This window comes from Arthrobacter sp. KBS0703 (genome assembly GCF_002008315.2).
GTDB lineage: Bacteria > Actinomycetota > Actinomycetes > Actinomycetales > Micrococcaceae > Arthrobacter.
Map to the genome: position 1 here is coordinate 1,419,476 of NZ_MVDG02000001.1, position 26,032 is coordinate 1,445,507.

Genomic DNA, 26,032 nt, shown 5'->3' on the forward strand with positions numbered 1-26,032 from the left:
CGGGGCGGCCGGGCCCCTAACCCCGGCTCGAACGAAGTCAGACGTCCGGCCCGTCGCGCAAGCGGCGGGCCGGACGTCTGCAGCTACACGGCGAAACCCTTGAGGTGAAGAACAAGCCGGCCGAGGGCTGGGTGCGCCCCGGGGCGCCCGGCATTGCTTTCCGTCAGCTCCCGACGTAGGCCGCGAGGTGCTCTCCGGTGAGGGTGGAACGCGCGGCTACCAGGTCGGCCGGCGTGCCCTCGAAGACGAGCCGGCCGCCGTCGTGGCCGGCGCCCGGGCCGAGATCGATGATCCAGTCGGCGTGCGCCATCACCGCCTGGTGGTGCTCGATGACGATGACCGACTTTCCGGACTCCACAAGGCGGTCAAGAAGGCCCAGCAGGTTCTGGACGTCGGCTAGGTGGAGGCCGGTGGTAGGTTCGTCGAGAACATAGATGTCGCCTTTTTCGGCCATCTGGGTGGCGAGCTTGACGCGCTGCCGCTCGCCGCCGGACAGCGTCGTGAGCGGCTGGCCCAGCGTGAGGTAGCCGAGCCCGACGTCCACGAGCCGGTCGAGGATTTTGTGGGCCGCCGGTGTGCGTGCCTCGCCTTCCCCGAAAAACCCCTCCGCCTCGGTCATCGACATGGCCAGCACTTCGGCGATGTTGCGGCCGCCCAGCTTGTATTCCAGGACTGATGCCTGGAACCTCCTGCCCTCGCAGTCCTCGCAGGTGGACTCCACGGTGGCCATAACACCCAGTTCGGTGAAGATGACGCCGGCGCCGTTGCAGGTGGGACAGGCGCCTTCCGAATTGGAGCTGAACAGCGCCGGCTTGACCCCGTTGGCCTTCGCGAACGCCTTGCGGATCGGCTCGAGGAGGCCCGTGTACGTCGCCGGGTTGCTGCGGCGCGACCCCTTGATGGCACCCTGGTCGATCACCACAACACCGTCGCGGCCGGCCACCGAACCTTGAATCAAAGAGCTCTTGCCCGAACCCGCGACACCCGTGACCACACACAGGACGCCCAGTGGAATGTCGACGTCGACCGCCTGAAGGTTGTGCGTCGAGGCACCGCGCACCTCGAGCCTGCCGGACGACGTGCGCACAGATTCCTTGACCGCGGCCCGGTCGTCCAGGTGGCGGCCGGTGATAGTGTCGCTTCCCCGCAGGCCTTCGACACTTCCCTCGAAGCAGACTCTGCCACCCTCGGTGCCGGCGCCGGGGCCAAGGTCAACGACGTGGTCGGCGATGGCGATGGTCTCCGGCTTGTGCTCGACGACGAGCACGGTGTTGCCCTTGTCGCGCAGCTGCAGCAGCAGCTGGTTCATCCGCTCGATGTCATGCGGGTGCAGGCCGATGGTCGGCTCGTCAAAGACGTAGGTGACGTCGGTGAGGGACGAGCCGAGGTGCCGGATCATCTTGGTGCGCTGTGCCTCTCCCCCGGAGAGCGTGCCCGCCGGCCGGTCCAAGGAGAGGTAACCCAGCCCGATTTCGGCGAACGAGTCGAGCAGGTGCTGCAGGCCTTTGAGGAGCGGCGCGACCGACGGCTCGTCGAGTTCGCGGACCCAACCGGCCAGGTCGCTGATCTGCATTTCGCACAGGTCCGCGATGTTCTTGCCTTGGATCTTCGAGGACCTGGCCTCCGGGCTGAGCCGTGTCCCTTCACACTCCGGGCAGGCCTGGAAGGTGATGGCGCGCTCCACGAAGGCCCGGATGTGGGGCTGCATCGCGTCGACGTCCTTGGAGAGCATCGATTTCTGGATCTTCGGGATCAGGCCCTCGTAGGTGAGGTTGATGCCCTCGACCTTGATCTTGGTCGGCTCCTTGTAGAGAAGGTCGTTCAGTTCTTTCTTCGTGAACTTCGCGATCGGCTTGTCCAGGTCGAACCCGGCGCCCCTGAAGATGCGACCGTACCAGCCGTCCATGCTGTAGCCGGGAACGGTCAGGGCACCTTCGCCGAGCGACTTGCTCTCGTCGTACAGCGCAGTCAGGTCGAAGTCGGAGACCGAGCCCATGCCCTCGCAACGCGGACACATGCCGCCCAGATACACCGCACCGTGCACCACACTCTTCTCGACCCGGCCCCCGGCCTTCTCCGTGCTCAACACCCCGCTTGCCTTGCGCGTGGGGACGTTGAAGGAGAACGCCGTGGGGGGCCCCACGTACGGCTGTCCCAGCCGGCTGAAGAGGATCCGAAGCATGGCGTTGGCATCCGTGGCGGTGCCCACCGTGGAACGCGGGTTGGCGCCCATCCGCTCCTGGTCCACGATGATTGCCGTCGTGAGGCCTTCGAGCAGGTCCACTTCGGGCCGGGCCAGGTTCGGCATGAAGCCCTGCACGAAGGCGCTGTAGGTCTCGTTGATCATCCGCTGCGACTCTGCAGCGATGGTGCTGAACACCAGCGAGCTCTTGCCCGAGCCGGAGACCCCGGTGAATACCGTGAGCCGCCGCTTCGGGAGTTCGACGCTGATGTCCTTGAGGTTGTTCTCACGCGCGCCCTGCACGCGGATCAGATCGTGGCTGTCGGCAGGTTCCAGCGCGGGCGACTGCGTGTCCGTCCTCGTGACAATGCTCATCGTGGCTCCATTGGTTGAGGGGCCCGCCTTCGCGGCCTCCGTCGGCGTCGTCTGGCTCTATCTAACCAGCTTCGGGGTCCGGTCCGGTCTCGCCCGGCCCCGCGGCGGAACAGGACCCGGGAAAGTTATTTGTCTTCAAGCAGCCCGAGGACGTTGCCGTCAGGGTCGGTGACGGTGGCCACCATGCGGCCGCCGCCGACGTCGTGCGCCGGCTCCTTCACGGTGGCACCGGCGGCGGTCACCTCGGCCAGCTTCGCCTCGATGTCCGGCACGTGCCAGTAGGCCACCGGTGAGGTCATGGCCTGCGGCCCGCCGCCGGGCACCAGTCCGATGTGCTGGCCGGCGGCATCGAAGCCGACGTAGTAGGGCCCCTCGGTCTGGGGCGCTACGCCGAGCAGGGCGGCGTAAACGGCTGTCGCAGCCGCCAGGTCGGAAACGGGATGCAGTACGGTCTTGATTCCCTGGGTTGAAGAGCCGGTCATGGTCACTCCTGAGGTGTTGGATCTGGTCGGGATGGTTAGGCTGAGGACGAACGGAAAGTCCGGAAAGGCAGCCCGGTCGCCCGGCCGGCAATTTCGCCGTCGGTTGTTCGCCTTCGTCGTGCGCAGGCCGCGAAAGGACGCCGGACCGCCGGGCTGGTCACATGCGAGATCGTGCCATGTGCTACCGGAGTTGTCTAGCGCCGCCAGGGACCCTCTGCCGCTGAGCCAAGGCCGCTTCAGCGGGGACGAGGAACTCTTCTCGGCCGGGCTGAAGATGCTGGTCAGGGGCATGATCCGGTCCGGGCACATCCATTGTCTTAAGCTCCGGTGTCGCTAAGAATGAACGAATGACGGTCTATGTGCGCGCCCTCGAAACTGCTGTTCCGCCGACATTGCTTGTCCAGACGGAAGCCCGTGACGTCTTTGCCGCCCAGCCCGGCCTGACACGGCTCGGTTCACGGCTGGTGGCCACGTGCTTCGACTCGGCCGCGATTGACACGCGGTACACGGCGGTCGAGGAACTGACCATGGACTCCCGGGCAGTCAATCCGCAATTTTTCGACCCCGGCACCGGCCTGCTCCGCAGTCCCAGCACCAAGGCCCGCAACGACCTCTTCGCCACCGAGGCCACGAAGCTGTTCATCGAGGCCGCCCGCGCGGCCGTGGCTGCGTGCGCCGGCATCGATCCACCCGACATAACTCACCTCATCACCGTCTCCTGCACGGGATTCTTCAACCCCGGCCCTGACTACAAGATCGTGCGCGCCCTGGGGCTCAACCCGGCGGTGCAGCGGTACCACCTGGGCTTCATGGGCTGCTATGCGGCGTTCCCGGCGCTCCGTGCCGCCAAGTCCTTCTGCGAGGCGGATCCGGAGGCCGTTGTCCTCATCGTGTGCGCAGAGCTGTGCTCGCTCCATGTCCGGACGTCCAACGATCCGGACGCCATCATGGGGTCCGCGCTGTTCGCGGACGGCGCCGCGGCCGCCGTCGTGACGGCGCGGGAGGTTCCCGAGTCAACGGCGCTGTTCCAGCTGGACCACTTCGAGACTGTCCTGACCCCCGTGGGTGAAGACTCAATGGCATGGAACATCGGTGATGAGGGCTTTGAAATGGTCCTCGGAAACTACGTGCCGCACATCATCGACGACCACATCGTGGGCGCCCTGGAGCCGCTGCTGGCCCGCGACGCCTCGCTGAGCGGACTCCCGTACCGGGACATCACGCACTGGGCCATCCATCCCGGCGGCCGGAGCATTCTGGACAAGGTCCAGTCCCGGCTCGAGCTCACGGACGAACAGCTGGTCCCGGCCCGCGAGACGCTGCGGAATTTCGGCAACATGAGCAGCGCCACGGTGATGTTTGTCCTCAAGCACATCCTCGACCTCCCGCCGCGTGAAGGCGATGAACGCATCTGCTCAATGGCTTTTGGGCCCGGGCTGACCGTGGAAACCGGACTCTTCACCAAGGTTCGGCAACCCCTGCCGGACATTCCGTTGCCCGCCGGTGAGGCCGAATCGTCCCTCGCCTGACCTGTCATGGGAATCCTGGGAGCCCGCGACACCCACGCCGTTGAAGAGATGGACCGGCCGGACTGCGACCCGGACCGCCTTGACCGCACCTACAGGCAGTTTGCGCTGGTCAACCGCGCTTTGTCCGGCTGGCACGGCCTGTATCGCCGCAGGGTACGGCCGCTCCTCCCACGGACGGGCCCGGCCAGTCTCCTGGACGTAGGCTCTGGCGGAGGCGACGTGGCCCTGATGTTCGCCCGCTGGGCCGCCACGGACGGAATTGATCTCCGGGTCACCGGCATCGATCCGGACGAGCGGGCCTACCGCTTTGCCGCGAACCGGGAGCCGGTGCCGGGTGTGCGGTTCCGCCAGGCCACGAGCGCCGAGCTTGTCGCGGAGGGCGCGGCATACGACGTCGTGATTTCGAACCATGTGCTGCACCACCTGGACGCGCGCGAACTGCAGTCATTCCTCGGCGACTCGGCCGCGCTGGCCCGGGGTGCTGCGTTCCACAACGACCTCCGGCGCAGCGCGGCGGCCTACGCCCTGTTTGCGGCCGCCGCGCTGCCGCTGACGGGCTCGTACATCCGGCGCGACGGCCTGACCTCCATCAGGCGCAGCTACACCGTTCCGGAACTCGCCGCCGTCGTCCCCAACGGCTGGACAGCCGAGCCCCACTCCCCGTTCCATTGCCTGCTCACGTACCGCAAGGGGGCTGCATGACCGATGTCCTGATCGTGGGCGGCGGGCCGGTGGGCCTGTATCTGGGCGCGCTGTTGCTGCAGCAAGGGGTGTCGGTCCGGATCCTGGAGAAGCGAACCGGCCGAAACGCGCACACGAGGGCCATCGGCATCCATCCCCCGGCACTCGCCGCCCTGGCCCGCATCGGGGTGGCCTCGGCGCTCGTCGCCCAGGGTATCCCGATCCGCCGCGGCCAAGCTGTCAGTGCCGGCCGCGAGATCGCGGACATGCCGTTTGGGCCTGTGTCCGACCGCTCCCCCTTTGTCCTCGCCGTTCCCCAGCCGGTCACCGAGTCAGTCCTTGAGAGGCGCCTTCTTGAGCTCGACGGCGGCGCGCTGCTGCGCGGGGCTGAGGTGACGGACATGCACGACGACGGGGGCCGGGTCACGCTGGACGTCGCCGGGGCCGGCACCGGCGCGGGCGGTGCGGCGGGGCTGTCCGCCGCGCTCGCGGTCGGGGCGGACGGCGCCAATTCGACCGTGCGCCGGCTGCTGTCAGTGCCTGCTCGCGAAAAGCGGTATCCGGACCACTACCTGATGGGCGATTTTCCCGAATCCACCGCTTATGGCAGCGATGCGGCCCTGTTCCTCGAGGAAGACGGCATAGTGGAGTCCTTTCCGCTGCCCGGCGGCGTGCGCCGGTGGGTGGTCAGGCTGGCGCGCCCGCCGGTCCGTCCAGACGCCGCCGATCTCGCCGGGCTCGTCGCGGCCAGGACGGGGTGGCGGTGGACGCCTCCTGCAACAGCATGCTCAGCAGCTTCGGCGTGCGCTCGCGGCTGGCCTCCCGCATGGTGGCCGGCAGGACGGCGCTTATCGGGGACGCCGCCCACGAAATTAGCCCCATCGGCGGCCAGGGCATGAACCTTGGCTGGCTCGACGCCGAGGCCCTGCTGCCGGTCATCGTTGCCGCACTGAACGGCGAGCCGACCGGCACCGCGCTTCGCTGCTTCGATGCGCAGCGCCGCCGGGCCGCCACGGCAGCCAGGCGCCAGGCGGAGGTAAATATGGCGCTCGGCAGGCCGCTCCCGGGCGGCGTGCTGCGGGCCCGAAACGCTGCCATCGCCCGGGTGGCTGCGGTTCCGGCGTTCAATGAGTTCGTGGCCAGGCGCTTCACCATGCAATGAGCCGGCAGTCCTCATGCGGTGGCGCGGTCCCGGGCCTAGACTGCAAGCATGCGTTCGCGACCGTGGACAGCCCGACGCCGGAACATGGGTGCCGCCGTCGTTCTCGCCGCAGCGGCGTTACTGGCACCGGCAGCATGCAGCCTGCCCGAGGCGACCCGCACGCCGCCGAGTCCGTCGGCCGGTACTCCGACGGCGCCGCCCCTCACGGCCATGGTGAACCAGTTCCGGGACAACTACGGGAAGCAGATCGTCGAGATCCAGCTGACCAACAACAGCTCACACACGATCACAGTCCAGGCAGCGGGCCTCGGCACCCCGCTCTTCGCCGCCGGGATTGCCTGGCGGGCCTCGCCGGACGGAGCCGGGATTCCGCCCGGTCAGGCCAAGAGCCTGCCGGCGCACCTGACGGCCGCCAACTGCGCGGCGGGCACCGGCACCGGGAGTCCCGGCGACGCCCAGGATCCTGTGTCCGTCACGGTCCGGCTGTCGCCCGGCGGTGCGCACGAGAGCCTCCCCGCCACGGACCCGTTTGGTGTCCTCCCGCGGAACAACACCGAACAGTGCCTGGCCAGGGACGCGGGCTCCGTGGCCACGATTGGTCTTGGGCCGGCGCTTGAAATCTCCCGCGATGGCAAGGGTGCCCTGTTGCGGCTCTCCGTCCGTCCGTCGGTCCGCACTCCGCCCGAACAGCAGGGCGGCGCCAGCCGGCTGGTCATCGAGCGCATCGACGGCACGCCGCTGCTGGCCGAGGACCCGGCAAGGCCTTGGCCGCTGGACTTGACCGTAGACGCCGGTGGTCCCGCCCAAGAACTCGAACTCGGAATCCGCCCGGCCCGCTGCGATCCGCATGCCGTGGCCGAGGACAAGGTAGGCACCGTCATCCCGCTGCGCGTCAGGGTGGGCGCCCGGACGGGCATCCTAAAGATCGCTGCGGACAGGGATCTGAGGGGCAGGATCCTTGACTTTGTCACGGTCGCGTGTGCCCGCACCACTAGGCTGTCCCCATGAGCCAAGCATCACCGCCTACGTCCCTCAGCCCGGCCACAATCCGGGAACTCGTGCAGGAAATGCTCGCCGCGGACACGTTGCCGCCCATCGTGCAGGCCGGCCACCCGGTGCTGCGCCAGCACGCCGCGCCGTTCGACGGCCAGCTGGAAGCGGCTGAACTCAGCCAGCTCATAGCGCTGATGAGGAAGGTCATGCACGAGGCCCCCGGGGTCGGGCTGGCCGCCCCGCAACTGGGCATTCCGCTGCAGCTGGCCGTCCTTGAGGACCAGTTCGAAATCGACGAGGAAACCGCCGCGGCTCGCGGCCGGGTTCCGCTGGACTTCTTCGCAATCCTCAACCCGTCCTACACTCCGCTCGGCGACGCGACTGCGGCGTTCTTCGAAGGGTGCCTCTCCGTCTCGGGGCTGCAGGCCGTGGTGGAGCGCCCGGAGCGGGTCCGTCTCGACTTCGTGACACCGGAGGGCGGGCCGGCCAGCCGGGACTTTTCCGGCTGGCAGGCTCGGATCGTCCAGCATGAGACCGACCACCTGCAGGGAACGCTGTACCTCGACCGCGCCGAACTTCGCTCGCTCAGCACCAACAGCGAGTACGGCGCACGCTGGGCGGAGCCGGGCATCGGCAGAGCCCGGCAGGAACTCGGCTTCATGGGCGGGCGGCCGGGAAGTGCCGGCACGCCTGACGCGTCGGGCCAGCGGGACGCGTCGGGCTAGCTGGACGGGTCAGGCTGGCTGGACGGCCCGGGATTCCCGGCGGTGGGCAGGAACCGCGACCACCACGCCAGGATGTGCTCAAAACGCTGCCGGCGGTGATGCGGCGTGCCGGACCGCGAGAGCTCGTGATCCTCCCCGGGGAACACAAGGAAGGCCGACTCCACACCCTGCTGCTTCAGCATGGTGAAGTACCGCTGGCCCTGTTCCACCGGGCAGCGCAGGTCGTCCTCGCTGTGGATCACGAGGGTGGGTGTCCTGACGGCGGCAATCGCTGCCATGGGACTCTGTGCCGCCACCAGCTCTTCCGAGCGGCCGTTATATTCGCCCCCGAAGAACCACCCGATGTCCGATGATCCGGCAAAGCTGACGGGATCCAGGAAGCCGCGTTCCACGATGGCCGCTTTGAAACGGTGGTCCTGGCTGATGGTCCAGGCGGTGAGGTAGCCGCCGTAGGAGCCGCCCATGATTCCCACGGCATCCTGATCCAGCGAGGAGAATTTCTCCACGGCACCGTCGAGGAAGGCGAGCACGTCCTGCATGTCCACAGTTCCCATCCGCTCCTTGATGGACCTGCCGTGAGCCTGGCCGTAGCCCGCCGAGCCGCGCGGGTTGCACATCACCACCGCGTAGCCTGCCTCGGCATACACCTGCGCTTCGTCAAACAGGGCGACTGTGTACTGTGCGAACGGACCGCCGTGGATGTTCAGGAGCACCGGATGCGGGCCTTTGCCCGGGGGCATCAGCACCCACCCGTGCACGGGGTAGCCGTCGGCCGAGGGGAACGTCAGCTCCTGCGGCTCAATGATTCCGGCCTCCGTGCGGAGCGCCGACGAAAAGTCCGTCAGGAGCCGGAGCTGGCCGCCTTCGAGAACACAGACGTCACCGGTCGTGGCGGAATCAGCGACGCTGACGTACACCGAGCCTCCTGCCGCAGCGGCTCCCGTAACAACCCTGTCGCCGTGGACCAGGAGCGCGTGGCTGCCGGTGGCGCTGAACTCCAGCAGCTCAACGGTGCCCTGCGCGTTGTTGACCACCAGGACGCCATCGTTTCCCCGGAGTTCAAGGCGGGCGCCCGGCGCAGCGACGTCCATGTGTTCTGCGCCGCTTAGCGCCCGCGCCCCGCCGCCTGCTGCGGGCATGACGTGCAGGACGGTGTTCTTGGCCACAAAGTCCTGGCCCGTGGTGCCGAGGTCCTGCGCCGTGAAGAACAGCCATTTTCCGTCCGACGATTCGCGGACGTCCTGGACTGTCTGCGGCCCGGCGTTGGCCTCGACGCGAGCCGTCTCGCCGCCGTCGGCCGGAACGCGGTAGATGCCGCTGACCAGGTCCTGGTCGCTGGCTTCGTGCAGGGCTGCGACGAAGTACACGGACGTCCCGTCGCTGCTGAAGGACTCGCCGGTGTGGTCTGTCGCCGCCGTGGTGAGCTGCCGGGCGTCGGGAAGGCCTGCCACTTTCGCCCCGCCGCCGGCCGCCGGGGGCTGGTTCCTGTCCTTGAGGGCGCGCCCCGCGGGCTGGACTGCCGGCTCCGTCCCCAGGTCCGGCACTTCCAGCGTGAAAAGCTGAAGCGGCTTGTCCCGGGTATACCCCACGCCATTCATCCTGTACTTGAAATCCGTGATGAGGCGGGCATCTTCACCGCCGGAACTGACGCCGTCCAGCGTGCCGTAACGCCCGGCTTCCGGCTCCCGGGAACCAAAAACAATCCGTTGGGAATCAGGCGCCCACGCGAACGATGAGACACCCAGGGCGCGGTCAGTCAGTGCCTGGGGCTCGCCGCCGGCGGCTTCCACCACGTGGAGCTGGGGCTTGCCGCCCGGTGCGGCGCGGAGAAACGCCAGCACCCGTCCGTCCGGCGAAAACACCGGGGCCGTGTCACGGAAGCCACGGGTTATCAGCCTCGGCCGTTTTTCGGGGTCCTGCGGTACGCTCCACAGCTGACCGACGTCGGCGTCGGCCTCGAAGTCGGGACGCGTCACCGAAACGACGGCACGCGTGCCGTCGGGATGGACGGCAGGCGCGGAGACGGACTTGAGCAGCGGCAGATGTTCAGGCTTCACCCACGTGAGCCTAGCGTTTCCCGCGCGGCGTGTGAAACACCTCACGTCCCCCTTCACCGGCGCCGCAGCATCAGCCCTAGGATTGTCCGTATGCCTCCCCGCCTGCCGTCCCTGCTGTGCCCTGTCTGCCGGAAGACGCTCTCCCCCGCCTTTGGTGACGGTGACGGCGCCGCCCGGCCCCGTGCCCTGGCCTGCGCGGAGGGCCACAGCTTCGACGCCGCCCGGCAGGGCTATTTCAACCTGCTGGTGGGTAAGGGAACCGCCTTCCAGCCGGATTCCGCCGACATGGTGGCCGCCCGGGCCGCCTTCCTCGACGCCGGGCATTACCGGCCGCTTGCCGCCGCGGTCGAGATGTGTATAAGAGACAGGCGCGGCGGCCCCCCGCGCTGCAAGGCCCCGAACCGGCCGTGCTTGACTCCGGAACGGGCACGGGCCACTACCTCCGGGCCGTCCTGGACGGCGCCGGCAGCGCCGGCCGCATCGCCGCCGTAGGCCTGGACATTTCGAAGTTCGCGCTCCGGCGGGCGGCGAAACTGTCTCTTATACACATCTAGATGTGTATAAGAGACAGAACCTGGTCAGCGACGTCTGGCAGCAGTTCCCGGTGGCGGACACCGCCGTCGATGTCGTTACCGTGGTCTTCGCGCCCCGGAACCCAGCCGAATTCGCCCGTGTCCTCAAGCCGTCGGGGCGGCTCATCGTGGTGACCCCGAGGCCAGGCCACCTCGCCGAAATTGCTAGCCAGGCCGGCATGCTCGGAATCGAACCGGCGAAGGACGAACGGCTGGCCGACGCGCTCACGGGCCACTTCGAGCTGCTGTCAGCGCAGGACGTTGATCTGGCCCTCGCGTTGTCCCCGCAGGACGTGGCCAACTTGGCGCTGATGGGCCCCGCCGGCCACCACACAGACCGGCCGGAGCTCACGGCCAGGCTCGCTGGCTTTCCCGCAGTCACCGCTGTCTCCGGGAAGTTCCGCATCAGCGTATTTGTGCCCCGAAAAACCGCAGCCGCATAACGGCTTGGCCACGTTCCGGCGCCTGCCGAAACTCCACCCCCAGCTCCCCGCCGCTTCGGTCTAGGATGGAAGAAAGTTACGGAGGGTCTGCCCCGCAGCCCCCGGAATCAAGGGGGATACGGATGTTTGAATGGCTCGGCCAAAACTGGTGGGCACTCTGGCTCACTGTCTTCCTGGTCTTCGCGGCCGTGGAAATGCTGACCCTTGATCTCTTCTTCATCATGCTTGGCGGCGGCGCCCTGGCCGGACTCGTGGCCGACTTCGCCGGCGCCGATTTCTGGCTTCAGATCGTCGTGTTCTGCGTCGTATCGCTGCTCATGATCGCGTTCGTCCGCCCGGTCACCCTCAAGCACCTGCACAAGGGTCCGGCCGACCAGCGCACCAACGTTGACCGCCTAATCGGCGAATCCGCACTCGTCATGGAGGCGGTGTCCGCCACCGGAGGCCGGGTCAAGATCGGCGGCGACGTCTGGAGCGCGCGTTCCGAATCCGGCGTCCTGACTGAGGGCCAGCGGGTCATCGTAGCCGCCATTGACGGCGCAACGGCGGTAGTGGCACCGCAGGCCGAAACGTCCATCCAGTAACGCGGACACAAAGATTTCTGCTGCCGCTGTTCCGGTGTCAGGAGATGTGGCGGGCGATCCGCCAAGGTAGAGCTTCACTGAATTTGGGGAGAAGGAGAAGTATGGATAGCCCAGGAGGAGTCGCCGTCACTTTCGTGATGCTGGTCCTGATCGTTTTTGTCGTCATTGTGCTGGTCCGCTCGGTGCGGATCGTGCCGCAGGCCCGGGCCGGAGTGGTTGAGCGCCTCGGAAAGTACCAGCGGACCCTCAACCCCGGCCTGACCATCCTCATCCCGTTTGTTGACCGGCTGCTGCCGCTCCTGGATCTCCGCGAGCAGGTTGTTTCGTTTCCGCCGCAACCTGTCATCACAGAGGACAACCTCGTGGTGTCCATCGACACCGTGGTCTATTTCCAGGTGACTGATCCGCGGGCCGCCACGTACGAAATCGCCAACTACATCCAGGCCGTGGAGCAGTTGACCACCACCACGCTCCGCAACGTCGTCGGCGGATTGAACCTGGAAGAGGCGCTGACGTCGCGGGACCAGATAAACGGGCAGCTCCGCGGCGTCCTGGACGAGGCCACTGGCCGTTGGGGCATCCGGGTGTCCCGCGTGGAGCTGAAGGCGATTGATCCGCCCCACTCCATCCAGGATTCGATGGAAAAGCAGATGAGGGCCGAACGCGACCGCCGGGCCGCGATCCTGACAGCCGAAGGCACCAAGCAGTCGGCCATCCTGACGGCCGAAGGCCAGCGGCAGGCCGCCATCCTCAAAGCCGAGGGTGATGCCAAGGCGGCCATTCTTCGCGCCGACGGCGAGGCCCAGGCTATCCAGAAGGTCTTCGACGCCATCCACAAGGGCAATCCGGACCAGAAGCTCCTCGCCTACCAGTACCTCCAGACGCTGCCCAAGCTCGCCGAAGGCACGTCCAACAAGCTGTGGATCATTCCGAGCGAAGTGGGCGAAGCGTTGAAAGGCATTGGCAACGCGCTGGGCGGAACCAACCCGGATCCGCGCTCGGGCGATCTGTTCGGGCCCGGCCCTGATGCGGGCAAACAGCCCGAATCTTAGGCCCGCACCGAAGCAGGCTGTCCTGAAGTAGGCCGCAGAGGAAAGGGAGGCACGCCGCCAGCGTGTCTCCCTTTTTCCTCCCCGGGGCCCTCGACCCCGGCCCGGGACCTGCGCGAGCGGACAGTCCGGCGGCGGACCACGCATTGCCGTCAGTGCGGGGAAACCGTATAATAGTATATTTGTCCGGCCGGATCAGTCCGGGCGGAACAACAATGCTTGGCAAAGCGTTTCATTTAGTGATGCTACGTAGAGCAACACCGTAGTCCGGAGGCCGTGTTTTAGCCTTCGGCTAGCGCGGAGCCCGACTCCGCGAACCGACCAGAGGGAGAAATCATGAGCGATCGCAGCCTGCGGGGTATGCGGCTTGGCGCACAAAGCATGGAGACCGAATCCGGCGTGGAGCCGGCTCCGCGTCAGCGGGTTGAGTACCGGTGCGAGGACGGCGAACAGGTGTTTGTCACCTTCTCCTCAGAAGCCGAAATCCCCCCTGTATGGGTCTCCAAGACCGGCAAGGAAGCGCTGCTCGTCGATGGCGAACGCCCCGATACCAGCAACGAAAAAGCCGTCCGCACGCACTGGGACATGCTGCTGGAACGCCGGTCCCTTCCCGAGCTTGAGCAGATCCTCGAAGACCGCCTCACCATTCTGCGCGAACGCCGCGGCGAGCGGCGCACTGCCTAGCCGGCACTAACACACAGGGCCAATACGCGGGAAGGCCGGATCCGCTGCGTTTCTTGAACGCAGCGGATCCGGCCTTTTTCGTGTTCGGTTCGGGCTGTTAGGCCCGGCTATCCGTCCGGTCTTTTCCGGTCAACTTGTTCCAGCGTGCCGTCAGGCCCCACTTCGTCACGTTGAGCATGGCCTCGACGACAATGTTGCCGCTCATCTTCGAGGCGCCCAGCTCGCGTTCAACGAACGTAATGGGCCGTTCCACGATGGTGAGTCCCATTTTGGCGACGCGCCAGGCCAGGTCCACTTGGAAGCCGTAGCCCACGGACTCGATCTGGTCGAGGTTCAGCTTCTCGAGGGTGGTGCGCCGGAAGGCGCGGTAGCCGCCGGTGACGTCCTTGATTTTGACGCCAAGCATGATGCGTGAATACGTGCTCCCGATGCGGGAAATCGCCTGCCGGTAGAGCGGCCAGTTGACCACCTTTCCTCCGCGTACCCACCGGGAGCCCATGGCAAGGTCAGCGCCCTGCTCCACGGCTTCCAGGAGCTGCGGCAGCTGCTCAGGCTGGTGCGATCCGTCGGCGTCCATTTCGACGAGGACGTCATACCCGGCGTTCAGGCCCCACTTGAAGCCCGCGATATAGGCCGCCCCCAGGCCTTCCTTGCCCTTGCGGTGCAGGACGTGAACCTGGCTGTCTTCGGCAGCGACGCTGTCCGCCAGCTGTCCGGTGCCGTCCGGGCTGTTGTCGTCCACGACCAGGACGTCGGAGGCCGGCACAGCGGCACGCAGACGGCCGAGCGTTATGGGGAGCGACTCCAGCTCGTTGTAGGTGGGAATGATGGTGAGGACACGCACAGGGAGGCCTTTCCTGGATGGGAGCGGTCAGCGCGCGTGGAGCACGGCGGGACAGCCGGCTCGCAAAGCGCAACTCCCCATTATACGGGCCCGTTGCGGCCCGGCTTCCCGCAGTCACCGGGTCCCGCCGCATATGACGAAAGCCCCGATGAGCACGCCCAGGGATGCCACGGGCAGGTCCACGCTGCTGCGGGCCAGTTCCCGATGACGCGATGTACGCTAAGGGAACTGTTTTCTGCTGCGTTGTGGACCTGCCCCGGAATGCCGCCGCCACGAGTCACCAAGCGCTTTTCGCGTTCCAAAAGGTGAAGCGGCGGCCAGACAGATACTGCTCCAGAAGCACCCGTCCGTTGACCCTCAATGCTACGGACTGCCGTTTGCCTGTCAACCGGCCCCTGACCTGCTCTTACGTGCATCGCCGCAGGTCAGGGCAGGATTCGGCGCCTGCAAACATGCGCCGAATCCTGCTTGGATGGCGGTTTATTGCGGCGGCCGCGCCAGCCCGGGTCAGGCGCGAAGAATGTGGGCGGAAAACAGTTCCTGCCCGTTCCGCACGGTCTGGAGGCAGCGCGGGTCACTGCCGGTGTCCAGTGCAGGAAGGAGCGGCGTCCGGGCGCGCGGATCGGTGCTCCAGGACTGGACCCTGCCGTCGGCCACCTGGACCATGAGTTCCTCGACGTCCCAGACCGCAAACGTTGCCGGAGCACCCGGCACCAGTTGGCCGGCCAACGGGTTGGCGTGCCTGGCGGCCCGCCAGCCCGCCCGGGTGTGGCCAAGGAACGCCGCCCGGGCGGAGATCCGTTGCGCAGGGTTGTTGTGCTCAAGGCAGGCCCTCACGCTGGACCACGGGCGCAGCGGGGTCACCGGGCTGTCGCTTCCGAAGCAGATGGGCACGCCGGCCGAATAGAAGGACGCAAACGGGTTCATGTTCTCGCGCCGGGAGCCCAGGCGCTGCTCGTAGAGCCGGCCGGAGCCGCCCCAAGCCGCGTCAAACCCCGGCTGGACGCTCACCGTCACTGAGTACTTAGCCAGGCGCGCTATGGCCTCGGCGTCTGCCATTTCCACGTGTTCGAAGCGGTGGCCGGCCGCGCGGATCCGCTGCTCCCCCACTTCCGCGGCAGCCAGGTCCAGCGCTTCCAGGGCGGCGTCGAGGCCGGCGTCGCCGATGATGTGGAACCCGCCCTGGATGCCCAGCAGGGAGCAGGCGGCCAGGTGTGCGGCCGCCTCCTCCGCGGAAAGATAGGTTGTTCCCTTCTCCCCCGGGGCATCCGTGTACGGCGACCGGAGGGAAGCCGTCCGGGATCCGATGGAACCGTCGATGTTCAGGTCGCCGGCAAGCCCTCGGACCGGAACCCCGAGCTCGGCGAGCAGGGCCTCGGCGTCCGTCGCCGACGTCGTCAGTTGACCCCAGTAAGGCAGAACTTCGGGCAGGGGCACGGAATCTGCTCCGGCATTCCAGCCGGCGGCCAGCTGCAGATCGAGCGGGCTCCCGATGTGGGGTGCGCCCATTTCGGCCAGCGCCACGTACCCGTTGGCCGCGGCTTCGTCCAGTGCCCGCCTCTGGTGGTCTTTCAATTCGGCCGCGGAGAGCTGCCTGGTGGCCAGCCGTGCCGCGGCATGTGCCTCCCGTTTGATGTGGCCGCCGGGCGCGAACCCGTCACGGTCCTGCAGGCCGGCCGCCGCAGCCAACGCGGAAGACACGAGCGCCGAGTGGGCATCCACCCGGGACAGGTAGACGGGCCGGCCGCCGGCAGCGCGCTCCAGCTCGCCGGGCTCCGGGAGCGCGGGATCATCCCACAGTGACTCGTCCCAGCCGTGTCCCAGGATGGTGCCTGCGCCGCCGGCTGCGGCCACGGCATCCAGCAGCTCCCGGGCCGAGCGGACGTCGCCCAGCTGGAGCCCGCCCAGGGCAATGCCCGTCTCCGTCAGGTGTGCGTGGGAATCCACGAATCCGGGGGCCAGCAGCGCGCCGCGGAGATCGATGACTTCCATGGAACTGTCCGCGATCGACGTCGCCGCCTGTTCCGAGCCCACCCAGGCAATGGTGTCACCGTCCACGAGCATGGCGGTGGCGAAAGGGTCAGCCGCCGTGTAGACGGAGCCGTTCCGGTATAGCGTCACCTTCGACGGTCCGGAAGCGGCCTGGGCGCGCGCGTGTGCGTCGGTCATGGGGGTGGAACTCCTTGGGGTATCTGATGCGGACGTGGCCGGAACAGCAGGATTCAGACCACGGTGGAGTAGGCCACGACTCCCCGCCTGACAAGTTTGATGGCTTCGGCGCACAGCCGGGCAAGCCGTGGGTCCAGGCCCGGGATCTTGGCCAGCTGGTCCAGCAGGTCAATCACCTGCTTGACCCACCGGACAAAGTCGCCGGCCGCGAGGTCCGTGCCGTTGAGCACCTCCTGGAGGTGGCGCCCGCGCGCCCACTTGTACATGGGCCAGATCAGGCCGAGCTCCGGTTCCCCTGTGAGGGGGAGCTTGTTCTGTTCCTCCACGTCTTCCAACGCCGACCATTCCCGCACCACGATGTCCACAGCAGTTTCGAGCGAGATGCTGGGCATGCGGGGGCGTAGGCCGCGGTCCTCCCGCTTGGCCTGGTACACGAGGACGCTGGCGAAGGCCGCGACTTCCACTGCGTCGAGGTCGTCGAACGCACCCTGGCGCAGTGCCTGGGAGATCAGGAGGTCCTTCTCGCCGTAGATCCGCCGCAGGCGCTGCCCGTCGGAGCTGATGCTGTGCTTGCCCGGCTCCGGAGTTTCAAGGTACCCGTAGGCGGACAGGACATCGCACACGCGGTCGAAGGTCTTGGCGATGGTGTTGGTGCGGCCCTGGATCTGGCGGACCAGGCCGTCCGTTTCCTTCCGCAGCTTCCACCAGCGTTCCGACCACCGGGCGTGGTCCTCACGCTCACTGCAGCCGTGGCAGGGGTGGGCGCGCAGGGCCCGACGCAGGTCGGCGATCTTCTTTTCCTGGTTCGGAAGGGCTGTGCCCAGGCCGAAGTCGTTATTGCGGCTGCTGCCCCTGGCCGGCGGCCGGTTCTCCCGCAGCGCGTTGCGAACGGAGGAGGCAAGGTCCCGCCGGGATTTGGGGACTTTCGCGTTGAAGGACTTGGGGATCCGGATCCTTGTCAGCGGCGAGATGGGCCCCTCGAGGTCGTCGATGCCGATTCTGCGCAGCTGGCTTTCCAGCGTGAGCACGGCAGGCCGAGGCTCGCGGGAGGAGTGGTCCGAACTTAGTACCACCGCAACGCCGGGTGCCCTGCCTGCCGGGACGTCCACAACGTCGCCCGGCAGCAGGCGGCTCAGGGAATCCTCGTTGAGCGACTTCCGCGCCCGCGACTTGCTGCGTGACGTGAAGTTTTCGGCGTCGGAGAGCTCCCGCCGCAGCCGGGCGTATTCAGTAAAGTCGCCCAGGTGGCAGGTCATGGATTTGGCATAGCCGGCCAGGGACTCTTCGCGGCTGCGCACCTGCTTGGCCAGTCCCACCACCGACCGGTCCGCTTGGAACTGGGCGAAGGAGGATTCAAGGATCTCCCGTGCCCGCGGGCGGCCGAACTGGGCGAGCAGGTTGATGCTCATGTTGTAGGTGGGCCTGAAGCTGGAGTTCAGCGGATAGGTCCGCCGCGATGCCAGGCCGGCCACCGCCGCGGGATCCGTGCCGGGCTGCCAGAGGACCACGGCGTGGCCTTCGACGTCGATGCCGCGGCGTCCGGCCCTGCCGGTCAGCTGGGTGTACTCCCCCGCGGTGATGTCCACGTGGGCCTCACCGTTGAATTTGTCGAGCTTCTCCAGGACCACCGAGCGGGCCGGCATGTTGACCCCGAGGGCCAGGGTCTCCGTGGCGAACACCGCCTTGACCAGGCCCTCGGCGAAGAGCTTTTCGACGACCTCCTTGAAGGTGGGCAGCATTCCCGCGTGGTGCGCCGCGATGCCCCTCAGAAGCCCCTCACGCCAGCTCCAGAATCCCAGCACCTCAAGGTCGTCCGAGGGAATGTCCTGGCCCGCCTCGTCGACACGCTGGGCGATGATCCGCTGTTCCTTCTCGGTGGTCAGCCAAAGCCCAGCGGCCACGCACTGCGAAACCGCGGCGTCGCAGCCTGCCCGGGAAAAGATGAACGTGATGGCGGGCAGGAGATCCTGCCGGTCCAGGCTGGCGATAACCTGCGGCCGGCTGGCTTTCCGGACGGCCGTGCGCGGCGGAGTCTGCTGGGACCGGTCGTCGGCCCGCTGCCGGTGCTGTCTCTTATACACATCTAGATGTGTATAAGAGACAGCGGCCGCCGTGGCCGAAGCGCCCCTGGAAGTTCAGCTGGCTTTCGGCCCTGGCCATGGACAGGAGCTCCGGGTTGACCTCGAAGCCGCGTTGGCCGGCGTCTGCGGGACTCGGTGCCGCCGGCAGTGCGGAGGCGGCGACGGGGTCGCCTTCGGGCGCGATTTCGTCGAAGGTGGTCTCCCCGGCGAACAGGTCAACAATTTCCTTGCCCACCATCACGTGCTGCCACAACGGAACGGGCCGGTGCTCGGACACGATGACGTCCGTGTCTCCCCGGACGGTGTCCAGCCACGCGCCGAACTCCTCGGCGTTGGAGACGGTGGCGCTCAGCGAGGCCACCTGGACTTCGCTGGGCAGGTGGATGATCACTTCCTCCCACACGGCGCCCCTGAAGCGGTCGGCCAGGTAATGGACTTCGTCCATCACCACGAAGCCGAGGTCGTCCAGGGATGCTGAGTCCGCGTAGAGCATGTTGCGCAGCACCTCGGTGGTCATCACCACCACTGGCGCTTCGCCGTTGATGCTGGTGTCCCCCGTCAGCAGCCCCACATTCTGCGCACCGTACTTTTCCGCGAGCTCGGAGTACTTCTGGTTGCTCAGGGCCTTGATGGGGGTGGTGTAGAACGCTTTCAGTCGGCGCTCCAGCGCCAGATAGATGGCGAACTCGCCCACGATGGTCTTGCCCGCGCCGGTGGGTGCGGCCACGAGGACTCCGCGGCCTTCCTGAAGCGATCTGCACGCCTGCCGCTGGAAATCATCCAGGTCAAAGTCCAAGGTCAGGGCGAAGGAACCCAGGTGGGTTTTGGATTCCGCCGTCCGTTCGGCACTGGCCCGGTAGCGTTCGGATGGCGACGGTGAACCGGTTGTGGTGGACATGCCTCAAGCCTAGCGGGGACGGCGCTAGAGATTCCTCAGTTCGCTGCCCGGAGTCGCAATGTCCGCAGTGGCCTCGGTCTCAGCGGTCTGCTTCGCCGCGCGGCGGTCGCGCCGGCGGTCGTTGAGGATGCACAGGCCGATGGCGGCGAAGAAGAGCAGCAGCAGCGGCCCGGCCAGCAGGAACATGGACAGGGCGTCAGCCCCGGGAGCCGCCACGGCGGCAAGGACGAAGACGAGGAACACCGTGATGCGCCATGCCTTCAGGATGGTATGGCCGCGGATGATGCCCGCCATGTTGATGCCCACGAGGACCACGGGCACCAGGAAGGCCAGGCCGAGGAAAAGCACCATGCGGGTGACGAAGTCCACGTAATCGCGGGCGTCAATGAGGTTGGAGAACCCCGCGGGGGTGAATTGCGTGAGCGCCCGGACCACCTGGGGCGTGACCATCCAGCCCACCCAGACGCCGGCGAGGAAGAGCGGCACCGCTGCGGCCATGTAGCCGAGCGTGTACCGCCTCTCCTTGACGGTCAGCCCGGGCGTGATGAACGCCCACAGCTGGTAGATCCAGACCGGACTGGAAATGACGGCGCCGATTAGCAGCGCCAGCTGGAGCTTGAAGTCGAAGGGTGATGCGATGCTCGAGAAGTTCACGGACGATGTGCCCCCGGTGTGCTCCGCGATCCGGTCCACAGGTTCCTTGAGTGCGCTCAACACCGGATCATAGAGGATCCAGCCGCCCACGCCGCCGATAACCAGCCCGATGGCAGACTTGATCAGCCTGTTCTTGAGTTCGTTCAGGTGATCCATGAGGGCCATGCGGCCCTCCGGGTTGGCTTTGCGGCCCTTCGTCAGTGCCACTTCAGGTCAAGCGCGGTTCGACGGCGGGACGTCGGTGCCGTCGGTTGGTTCGCCGTTTGCTGCCCTGGACTGCGGGTGGTTGACAACCCTGCCCTCGACGGGGTCGGTGCCGTCGTTGGAGGCCTCTGGCTTGCCGTCGTTCTTCATTTCCTTGACCTCGGATTTGATGATCCGCATGGACTGGCCGAGGCTGCGTGCCATGGCCGGAAGTTTGGGCGCTGCGAACAGCAGCAATGCCACGATGATGATAATTACGATGGGCCACGGGCCATCAAAGAGTCGTCCCACTGGAAGTCCTTTCCTCTGCTTACATCCTACGTTTAACTGAATTCGATGTCGCGCAGCGCCTGGGGCTGGCCACGTTCCGCCTTGCGCTGGATTCGGCGCTGGCGCCGCGATTCCTTGCGGGCAGATTTGGATGCGTGGTAATCATGTCGCATCCGGTGCGGTGAGGCAAAGACAGCCCCTCCCGGCGGGACGCCTTCGGCGGGGGATGTTCCTTCTCCGGGCGTGAGTGTCTCCGGCACGGGCGCGGGCAGGTGCCCAAGCTTCTCCCCGGCGGCGCCGAGTTCCTTGACCGTGGCCATGAACTGGCGGAACAGCCGGACGCCCATCACCACGAAGAAGAGAAGGGAAAGCGCAATCAGCGCAATCCAGATAAGGATCCATGACCACCAAGGCATGCTGAGTAGTCTAGCTGGCGTACCGGGCCATGGCCGCGTCGATCCATTCCCGGGACGCGTCGGCAAGGGCTGCAGGCTCCAGGATCCGGACCGTTCCGCCGTGCTGGGCAACAAACATCGGCAGCCATGACGGGTTGCCGAACCTGATTTCCGCCACGAGGCCGCCGTCGGGCAGTGCCACTGTCCGCTCGGCGTAATAGTCGTCCGCAAGCCCGGTACCCCTGCCGGTCAGCTGAACGGTCACCAGGGTGTCGTCGTCGTTGGGCGTGAAGAGTTTTGCCGGGAACCCGCCGTCGGGCCTAAGCGGCGAGGAGACGGGCTTGCCGTTCAGTGTGAGCTCCTCGATACGGTCGAGGCGGAAGTTCCGCAGCCCGGCGGCGGAGTGGCAGTACGCCTCGAAGTACCACGTGTTGTCCATGGAATAGAGCCGCAACGGGTCAACGTCCCGCTCCGAGAGGGAATCCTTCTGCGCCGACAGGTAGACGAGATGGAGCTGCGATCCGGATTCGATGGCACTCCGGATGAGGCCGAGGTTGGCGGAATTGGCCGGCCCCACCTCCGGACCGGACAGCGCACCGGCGCGGAGCCCTTCCTCGCCGGCGGCCGCCATGAGCTTGAGCGTCACCGATTCCAGGGCGCTTCCCTCTGCGAGCTCAGGGAGGCCGTTCAGCGTCTCGAGGCCCGTCAGCAGGGCGCACGCCTCGTCCACGGTGAAGCGGACGGGCCTGTTCAGTTCCAGGGACTGGCTGATGAAGACGTGGCCGTCCTCCCACTGGATGTCGAGGAGTTCGTCGGGGTAGCCCTGCGGAAGCCCCGAACAGATCAGGATCAGCAGGTCATTTTCGAGTTCCTTGCGGGTCACCCCGAACCTGTCCGCGACGTCCTGGATATGCAGTCCCTGGTTGTGGACCAGGAACGGAACGAGCTGCAGCATCCGCTTGAGCTGGTCTTCGGAGGTCCGCTTGCGGGGCCGCTTGCCGGATCCGGCGTCAGCGAAGTCAAAGGACGGCACCGGAGCAGCCGCGAAGGCAGCGGCACTCGCCAGCCGGCGCTGCACGGCCGTGGCCAGTTCAGCGGGAGCCACCACCCGGACGTTCGGGCCGTAGGAGGCCAGTTCCTCCCCCAGCAGCTCAGCGTCACGGTACGGCACCGCCAGGCGGTCCCAGCCGCCGTCGGACGCTGCGGATCCCGCCACCGCCTCCGGAGCCACCGCCTCGCCGGCCACGACGGCGGCTGGTGCGGAACGCTTCCGCAGTCCCAGCAGCCGCCCCTTCCGGACGTCCAGGACGGCGGAGGCGAGCGGCAGCTCCGGTAGGCCGGCCAGTTCCGCCCTCACGTTGAAGGCGGCAGGAGGCGTGAATGCCTCCTTCTCCAGTACCGTGACGGCCGACGTGAAGCGGGAGAGCCGGAAGTACCGCCGGGCGGCCCGGGCGCGGTCATAACCCACGAGGTACCACTGCCCGAAGCGGCTGCCGAGGCCCCACGGCTCAACCACGCGCTCCTCCTCCCGGCCGGTGCTGCCGGCGAGGTAGCGGAAACGGACCGGATGCTGGGCGTGCATGGCCGCGACGAGGTCTTCGAAGGCCTGTCCGGCCGGCTTGATGCGGGGCTGGACCCCGGCCGGCAGCTCGACGTCGGCAAGGCCGCCGGAGGCCTGGAGCTTGCGCATGGCGTTCGTGGCGGCGGCGCCCAGGGCAGCCTGCTCCCACAGCTGCGAGGCCAGCAGCAGCACCGTCCACTCGTCCGGGGTCAGTTCCACGTCAGGAAGCCGGTTCGATTCCTTGCCGATCCGGTAGCGCGTGGTGGCAGGGTCCTCCGAGTTCCAGCCGTGGTCCATGACTGTTTCGACGTCAAAGCCGAACTCGCGCAGATCGTTCTTGTCACGTTCGAACATGCGGCCGAAAGCCGCGTCGCTGGCCGCACCGGCGTGGTAAATCTTCTCCCGGAGTTCGCTGCGGCGCAGGCCATACTTGGAGTTCAACAGGGCGATCAGGAGGTTGAGCAGGCGCTCGGTTCGTTGGGCGGACACTCTCGTTAGGTTACTAAAGCTGCCTGGGTTAAACCGCGAAAGCGCGGCAACAATGCGGAAATTCCATCCGATTGTTACCGCGCTTCCGCTGCTCAGCCAGCAGTGGCTAGCGGACGCCTACGAGGTCCACCACGAAAATCAGGGCCTCGTTGGGGCCGATCGCCCCGCCGGCGCCACGGGAACCGTAGGCCAGCTCCGAAGGGATTTCGAGGCGGCGGCGGCCGCCGACCTTCATGCCCAGCAGGCCCTGGTCCCAGCCCTGGATGACCTGGCCGACGCCGACCCGGAAGTCCAGCGGGGCGCCGCGGCCCCACGAAGCGTCGAACTCTTCGCCGGTGGACCAGGCAACACCCACGTAGTGGGTTGAGACGGTGTCGCCTTTTTTGGCCTCCGGGCCGCTGCCTTCGATGAGGTCCGTGATGACCAGCTCGGTGGGAACCGGGCCTTCAGGGAAGTCGATTTCCGGCTTCTGGCGGTCGAGGTCTCGCTGTCCAAATGACATGGTTGCTCCTTCTGCTTGGATGGGAAACTGCTGTGGCGTACTTACTTGGTGCCCAGAATGTCGACGACGAACACGAGGTCGCCCTTGGCATCCCCCTGGCCGGCGTCGCCGTAGGCGAGGGCCTTGGGGATGACGAGCAGCACGCGGGAGCCTACCGACTTACCGGTCAGGCCCTGGGTCCAGCCCTTGATGACCTTGTCCAGTCCGAACGAGGCCGTCTCCTTGCGGTCAAAGCTTGAATCAAACTTCTTGCCGCTGGCCAGGGCCACGCCCACGTAGTTGACGGTCAGGGTGTCCGTGGCCTTGACCGCGGGACCGTTGCCCTTGATCAGGTCCTGGGCGATGAGTTTCTTCGGGGCAGCGACGCCCTTGACGGAGATTTCCGGGATGCCGTCCTTCTCGGTCACGGTCGGCAGTCCGGCCGGCGGAGTGACGGTTTCACCCTCGGGCTTCTCGAGCACCTTCGGCGCGTCCTTGGCGGACAGGACCTTGATGATCAGGAGCTGGGCCGGCTGGGCCGCGGCGCCGGCTTCGGCAGCCTTGCCCGGTATGGCCAGGGCCAGCTGCGAGCCCACCTTGGCTCCGACAAAGGCGTTGTAAACGATTGCGCTGCCGGTCTTGAGCTTGTCGTTCAGCTCGAGGGGTTCGGGGTCGCGGGGGAAGCTGTCGTCCAGCGTGGCGCCGTCCTTGCCGTTTAGGGCAAGCACGGAGATGTCGGCGACCTGGTTGGCTTTAACCCGTTCGCCGCTGCCTTCCGTGACCACCTTGACGGTGGGTTCGGTGACGTCCAGGGGCTTGGTGAACTCTACGCCCGGTGCTTTCTTGTCTCCCTTATCCGTCAGTTTTAGGGAGTCCAGCTTGGCGGTCTCACCCGCGGACTGGCTGGTCGGTTCCGGGGCTGCAGGCTGGCCGCCGCAGGCGGTCAGCAGAAGCAGTCCGGGAATGAGAATTGCTAGTAGTCGGCGCACGTAAGAACTTTCGTCGGGGCAAGATGGAGGCGTTGCCGCGGCAGGTGTAACCCACGGCAAGGCAGTCAGGGCAGCAAAAACAGCCTATTCCAGAGTAACGCGTCAAGCTGGGTATCAGCCCATAGAGTCCAGAAGCGCATCCACGCGCTCGTCGACGTTACGGAACGGGTCCTTGCAGAGGATGGTCTGGTGGGCGCGGTCATTGAGCTTCAGGTGGACCCAGTCCACGGTGTAATCGCGTCCCAGCTCCTGGGCCCTGCGCACGAAATCGCCGCGCAGCTTGGCCCGGGTGGTCTGCGGCGGTGCGTCGACCGCATCCTTGATGGCGGTCTCGTCCGTGACCCTGCGGACGGCACCCCGTGCCTGCAGGAGGTAATACAGGCCGCGGCTGCGCGAAATGTCGTGGTAGGTGAGGTCCAGCTGGGCAATCCGCGGTGCATCAAGCCCCAGCCCGTGCCGGTTGCGGTAGCTGTCCATGAGCTTTTTCTTGATGGCCCAGTCGATTTCGGTGTCGATGGTGCTCGTGTCGCCGCTTTCAATGGCACGCAGGGTCCGGCCCCACAAATCCAGGATCAGGGGCACGTGCCGGTTGTGGGCGCCGTGCTCCTGGACGAAGGCGGTGACCTTGGTGAGGTACTCCTGCTGGATCTCCAGCGCCGTGAGCTGGCGTCCGTTGGCGAGCCGGACCAGTGCCCTGCCGCTCAGGTCATGGGAAATCTCCCGGATGCTCCGGATGGGGTTCTCCATCCGCATGTCCCGCATGATCACCCCGGCCTCAATCATGCGCAGGATCAGGTCAACGGTGCCGACCTTGAGCAGTGCCGTGGTCTCCGACATGTTCGAGTCGCCGACAATCACGTGGAGGCGGCGGTAGAACTCGGCGTCCGCGTGCGGCTCGTCACGCGTGTTGATGATCGGGCGGGAGCGGGTGGTCGCGGAGGAGACACCCTCCCAGATGTGGTCAGCGCGCTGAGAGAAGGCGTAGGTGGCGCCATGGGGCGTCTTGAGGATCTTGCCGGCGCCGGCGATGAGCTGGCGGGTGACAAGGAACGGGATGAGGATTTCGGCCAGCCGGGTGAACTCGCCCCGTCGCGGTATGAGGTAGTTCTCGTGGCTGCCGTAGGAGTTGCCGGCGGAGTCCGTGTTGTTCTTGAACAGGTAGACCGTGCCGTTGAATCCCTCGGCCGCGAGCCTGGACTGGGCTTCGTCCACGAGGTCGTCAAGAATGAGTTCGCCGGCCCGGTCGTGGGCAATCAGTTGGGCCAGGTCATCGCATTCGGCGGTGGCGTACTCCGGGTGCGAGCCGACATCGAGGTACAGGCGGGACCCGTTGGTGAGAAAGACATTCGAGGAGCGCCCCCAGCTGACTACCTTCCGGAACAGGTACCGGGCCACTTCCTCGGGCGCGAGCGGGCGCGAATCAGGGCTCGAATAGGAGATGCCGAATTCGGTCTCAATACCGAAGATCCTCTTGTCCAT

At 66.8% G+C, this 26,032-nt stretch carries 23 protein-coding genes and 2 pseudogenes; 12 read left to right on the forward strand and 13 right to left on the reverse strand.

The annotated features are described in order from the left end of the window. Positions 1–163: 163 nt before the first annotated feature. Both B1A87_RS06700 and B1A87_RS06705 read right to left on the reverse strand, forming a co-directional pair. Positions 164–2,557, reverse strand: coding sequence for an excinuclease ABC subunit UvrA (locus B1A87_RS06700; RefSeq protein ID WP_078027807.1), 2,394 nt, complete (start codon positions 2,555–2,557; stop codon positions 164–166). A 125-nt stretch (positions 2,558–2,682) separates the two neighbouring features. After that, positions 2,683–3,039 carry a VOC family protein gene (locus B1A87_RS06705; RefSeq protein WP_078027806.1) on the reverse strand — a complete coding sequence of 119 codons (357 nt, stop codon included), beginning with the start codon at positions 3,037–3,039 and terminating at the stop codon, positions 2,683–2,685. 347 nt (positions 3,040–3,386) lie between these two features. Between B1A87_RS06705 and B1A87_RS06710 the strand changes: the two genes are divergently transcribed. From B1A87_RS06710 to B1A87_RS06730, 6 genes are read left to right on the forward strand one after another with little or no spacing between them, the layout of a single operon-like run. Continuing rightward, positions 3,387–4,568 (forward strand): type III polyketide synthase, encoded by a 1,182-nt coding sequence (locus B1A87_RS06710; RefSeq protein ID WP_078027804.1) that lies wholly within the window; start codon positions 3,387–3,389, stop codon positions 4,566–4,568. A 6-nt stretch (positions 4,569–4,574) separates the two neighbouring features. Then, the gene (locus tag B1A87_RS06715; RefSeq protein ID WP_078027803.1) at positions 4,575–5,270 is read left to right on the forward strand and encodes a methyltransferase domain-containing protein; all 696 of its coding nucleotides are present in this window, start codon (positions 4,575–4,577) and stop codon (positions 5,268–5,270) included. Beyond that, entirely contained in the window at positions 5,267–6,148 is an 882-nt protein-coding gene (locus B1A87_RS06720) for an NAD(P)/FAD-dependent oxidoreductase (RefSeq protein ID WP_313902454.1), read from the forward strand. Before B1A87_RS06715 ends, B1A87_RS06720 begins: the two co-directional genes overlap by 4 nt. Then, entirely contained in the window at positions 6,076–6,411 is a 336-nt protein-coding gene (locus B1A87_RS24585) for an FAD-dependent monooxygenase (RefSeq protein ID WP_313902455.1), read from the forward strand. The genes B1A87_RS06720 and B1A87_RS24585 overlap by 73 nt, the downstream gene beginning before the upstream one ends. A gap of 48 nt (positions 6,412–6,459) precedes the next feature. Further along, entirely contained in the window at positions 6,460–7,419 is a 960-nt protein-coding gene (locus B1A87_RS06725) for a hypothetical protein (protein ID WP_260680720.1), read from the forward strand. After that, complete coding sequence (locus tag B1A87_RS06730; protein WP_078027801.1) at positions 7,416–8,129, forward strand: peptide deformylase; 714 nt, start codon at positions 7,416–7,418, stop codon at positions 8,127–8,129. The genes B1A87_RS06725 and B1A87_RS06730 overlap by 4 nt, the downstream gene beginning before the upstream one ends. Here B1A87_RS06730 and B1A87_RS06735 read toward each other — a convergent pair. After that, on the reverse strand, positions 8,126–10,186 hold the full coding sequence (locus B1A87_RS06735) for a S9 family peptidase (RefSeq protein ID WP_078027800.1): 2,061 nt from the start codon (positions 10,184–10,186) through the stop codon (positions 8,126–8,128). The genes B1A87_RS06730 and B1A87_RS06735 overlap by 4 nt on opposite strands. Before the next feature lie 90 nt (positions 10,187–10,276). On the opposite strand from B1A87_RS06735, the pseudogene B1A87_RS24890 reads away from it, so the two are divergent. The 6 genes and pseudogenes from B1A87_RS24890 to B1A87_RS06755 form a co-directional block, all read left to right on the forward strand. Continuing rightward, positions 10,277–10,384, forward strand: a pseudogene (locus B1A87_RS24890) (SAM-dependent methyltransferase); the annotation flags it as partial. A 155-nt stretch (positions 10,385–10,539) separates the two neighbouring features. After that, entirely contained in the window at positions 10,540–10,740 is a 201-nt protein-coding gene (locus tag B1A87_RS24590) for a hypothetical protein (protein WP_313902456.1), read from the forward strand. Positions 10,741–10,742: 2 nt separating this feature from the next. Then, positions 10,743–11,201 (forward strand): hypothetical protein, encoded by a 459-nt coding sequence (locus B1A87_RS24595; RefSeq protein ID WP_313902457.1) that lies wholly within the window; start codon positions 10,743–10,745, stop codon positions 11,199–11,201. Positions 11,202–11,323: 122 nt separating this feature from the next. Next, positions 11,324–11,785, forward strand: coding sequence for an NfeD family protein (locus B1A87_RS06745; RefSeq protein ID WP_078027798.1), 462 nt, complete (start codon positions 11,324–11,326; stop codon positions 11,783–11,785). Between the two features lie 101 nt (positions 11,786–11,886). Beyond that, complete coding sequence (locus B1A87_RS06750; protein ID WP_078027797.1) at positions 11,887–12,837, forward strand: SPFH domain-containing protein; 951 nt, start codon at positions 11,887–11,889, stop codon at positions 12,835–12,837. A gap of 333 nt (positions 12,838–13,170) precedes the next feature. Continuing rightward, the gene (locus B1A87_RS06755) at positions 13,171–13,518 is read left to right on the forward strand and encodes an RNA polymerase-binding protein RbpA (RefSeq protein ID WP_056627246.1); all 348 of its coding nucleotides are present in this window, start codon (positions 13,171–13,173) and stop codon (positions 13,516–13,518) included. A gap of 97 nt (positions 13,519–13,615) precedes the next feature. Here the strand turns inward: B1A87_RS06755 and B1A87_RS06760 are convergent, their stop codons facing one another. The 10 genes and pseudogenes from B1A87_RS06760 to pafA form a co-directional block, all read right to left on the reverse strand. Next, positions 13,616–14,362 (reverse strand): polyprenol monophosphomannose synthase, encoded by a 747-nt coding sequence (locus B1A87_RS06760; RefSeq protein WP_078027796.1) that lies wholly within the window; start codon positions 14,360–14,362, stop codon positions 13,616–13,618. A 507-nt stretch (positions 14,363–14,869) separates the two neighbouring features. Next, positions 14,870–16,531 carry an amidohydrolase gene (locus tag B1A87_RS06765; RefSeq protein ID WP_078027795.1) on the reverse strand — a complete coding sequence of 554 codons (1,662 nt, stop codon included), beginning with the start codon at positions 16,529–16,531 and terminating at the stop codon, positions 14,870–14,872. 53 nt (positions 16,532–16,584) lie between these two features. After that, positions 16,585–19,510 (reverse strand): annotated as a pseudogene (locus B1A87_RS06770) (DEAD/DEAH box helicase). Positions 19,511–19,534: 24 nt separating this feature from the next. Then, positions 19,535–20,329 (reverse strand): twin-arginine translocase subunit TatC, encoded by a 795-nt coding sequence (gene tatC / locus B1A87_RS06775; RefSeq protein ID WP_078027793.1) that lies wholly within the window; start codon positions 20,327–20,329, stop codon positions 19,535–19,537. 48 nt (positions 20,330–20,377) lie between these two features. Beyond that, complete coding sequence (gene tatA, locus B1A87_RS06780) at positions 20,378–20,659, reverse strand: Sec-independent protein translocase subunit TatA (RefSeq protein ID WP_078027792.1); 282 nt, start codon at positions 20,657–20,659, stop codon at positions 20,378–20,380. A 32-nt stretch (positions 20,660–20,691) separates the two neighbouring features. Further along, complete coding sequence (locus tag B1A87_RS06785) at positions 20,692–21,054, reverse strand: hypothetical protein (protein WP_078027791.1); 363 nt, start codon at positions 21,052–21,054, stop codon at positions 20,692–20,694. Positions 21,055–21,064: 10 nt separating this feature from the next. Beyond that, positions 21,065–23,083, reverse strand: a complete 2,019-nt coding sequence (locus tag B1A87_RS06790; protein ID WP_078027790.1) for a YafY family protein — start codon at positions 23,081–23,083, stop codon at positions 21,065–21,067. Positions 23,084–23,189: 106 nt separating this feature from the next. Continuing rightward, positions 23,190–23,585: an FKBP-type peptidyl-prolyl cis-trans isomerase gene (locus B1A87_RS06795; protein ID WP_078027789.1), complete on the reverse strand. Its 396-nt coding sequence runs from the start codon at positions 23,583–23,585 to the stop codon at positions 23,190–23,192. A gap of 41 nt (positions 23,586–23,626) precedes the next feature. Continuing rightward, entirely contained in the window at positions 23,627–24,553 is a 927-nt protein-coding gene (locus B1A87_RS06800) for an FKBP-type peptidyl-prolyl cis-trans isomerase (RefSeq protein WP_078027788.1), read from the reverse strand. Positions 24,554–24,667: 114 nt separating this feature from the next. After that, positions 24,668–26,032 (reverse strand): Pup--protein ligase, encoded by a 1,365-nt coding sequence (gene pafA, locus B1A87_RS06805; RefSeq protein ID WP_078027787.1) that lies wholly within the window; start codon positions 26,030–26,032, stop codon positions 24,668–24,670.

Bases quoted from the DNA above. Each gene is read 5' to 3' on its own strand.
- B1A87_RS06700 (WP_078027807.1), bottom strand. From the start codon at position 2,557: ATGAGCATTGTCACGAGGACGGACACGCAGTCGCCCGCGCTGGAACCT.
- B1A87_RS06705 (WP_078027806.1), bottom strand. From the start codon at position 3,039: ATGACCGGCTCTTCAACCCAGGGAATCAAGACCGTACTGCATCCCGTT.
- B1A87_RS06710 (WP_078027804.1), top strand. From the start codon at position 3,387: ATGACGGTCTATGTGCGCGCCCTCGAAACTGCTGTTCCGCCGACATTG.
- B1A87_RS06715 (WP_078027803.1), top strand. From the start codon at position 4,575: ATGGGAATCCTGGGAGCCCGCGACACCCACGCCGTTGAAGAGATGGAC.
- B1A87_RS06720 (WP_313902454.1), top strand. From the start codon at position 5,267: ATGACCGATGTCCTGATCGTGGGCGGCGGGCCGGTGGGCCTGTATCTG.
- B1A87_RS24585 (WP_313902455.1), top strand. From the start codon at position 6,076: ATGGTGGCCGGCAGGACGGCGCTTATCGGGGACGCCGCCCACGAAATT.
- B1A87_RS06725 (WP_260680720.1), top strand. From the start codon at position 6,460: ATGCGTTCGCGACCGTGGACAGCCCGACGCCGGAACATGGGTGCCGCC.
- B1A87_RS06730 (WP_078027801.1), top strand. From the start codon at position 7,416: ATGAGCCAAGCATCACCGCCTACGTCCCTCAGCCCGGCCACAATCCGG.
- B1A87_RS06745 (WP_078027798.1), top strand. From the start codon at position 11,324: ATGTTTGAATGGCTCGGCCAAAACTGGTGGGCACTCTGGCTCACTGTC.
- B1A87_RS06750 (WP_078027797.1), top strand. From the start codon at position 11,887: ATGGATAGCCCAGGAGGAGTCGCCGTCACTTTCGTGATGCTGGTCCTG.
- B1A87_RS06755 (WP_056627246.1), top strand. From the start codon at position 13,171: ATGAGCGATCGCAGCCTGCGGGGTATGCGGCTTGGCGCACAAAGCATG.
- B1A87_RS06765 (WP_078027795.1), bottom strand. From the start codon at position 16,531: ATGACCGACGCACACGCGCGCGCCCAGGCCGCTTCCGGACCGTCGAAG.
- tatC (WP_078027793.1), bottom strand. From the start codon at position 20,329: ATGGCCCTCATGGATCACCTGAACGAACTCAAGAACAGGCTGATCAAG.
- B1A87_RS06785 (WP_078027791.1), bottom strand. From the start codon at position 21,054: ATGCCTTGGTGGTCATGGATCCTTATCTGGATTGCGCTGATTGCGCTT.
- B1A87_RS06795 (WP_078027789.1), bottom strand. From the start codon at position 23,585: ATGTCATTTGGACAGCGAGACCTCGACCGCCAGAAGCCGGAAATCGAC.
- pafA (WP_078027787.1), bottom strand. From the start codon at position 26,032: ATGGACAAGAGGATCTTCGGTATTGAGACCGAATTCGGCATCTCCTAT.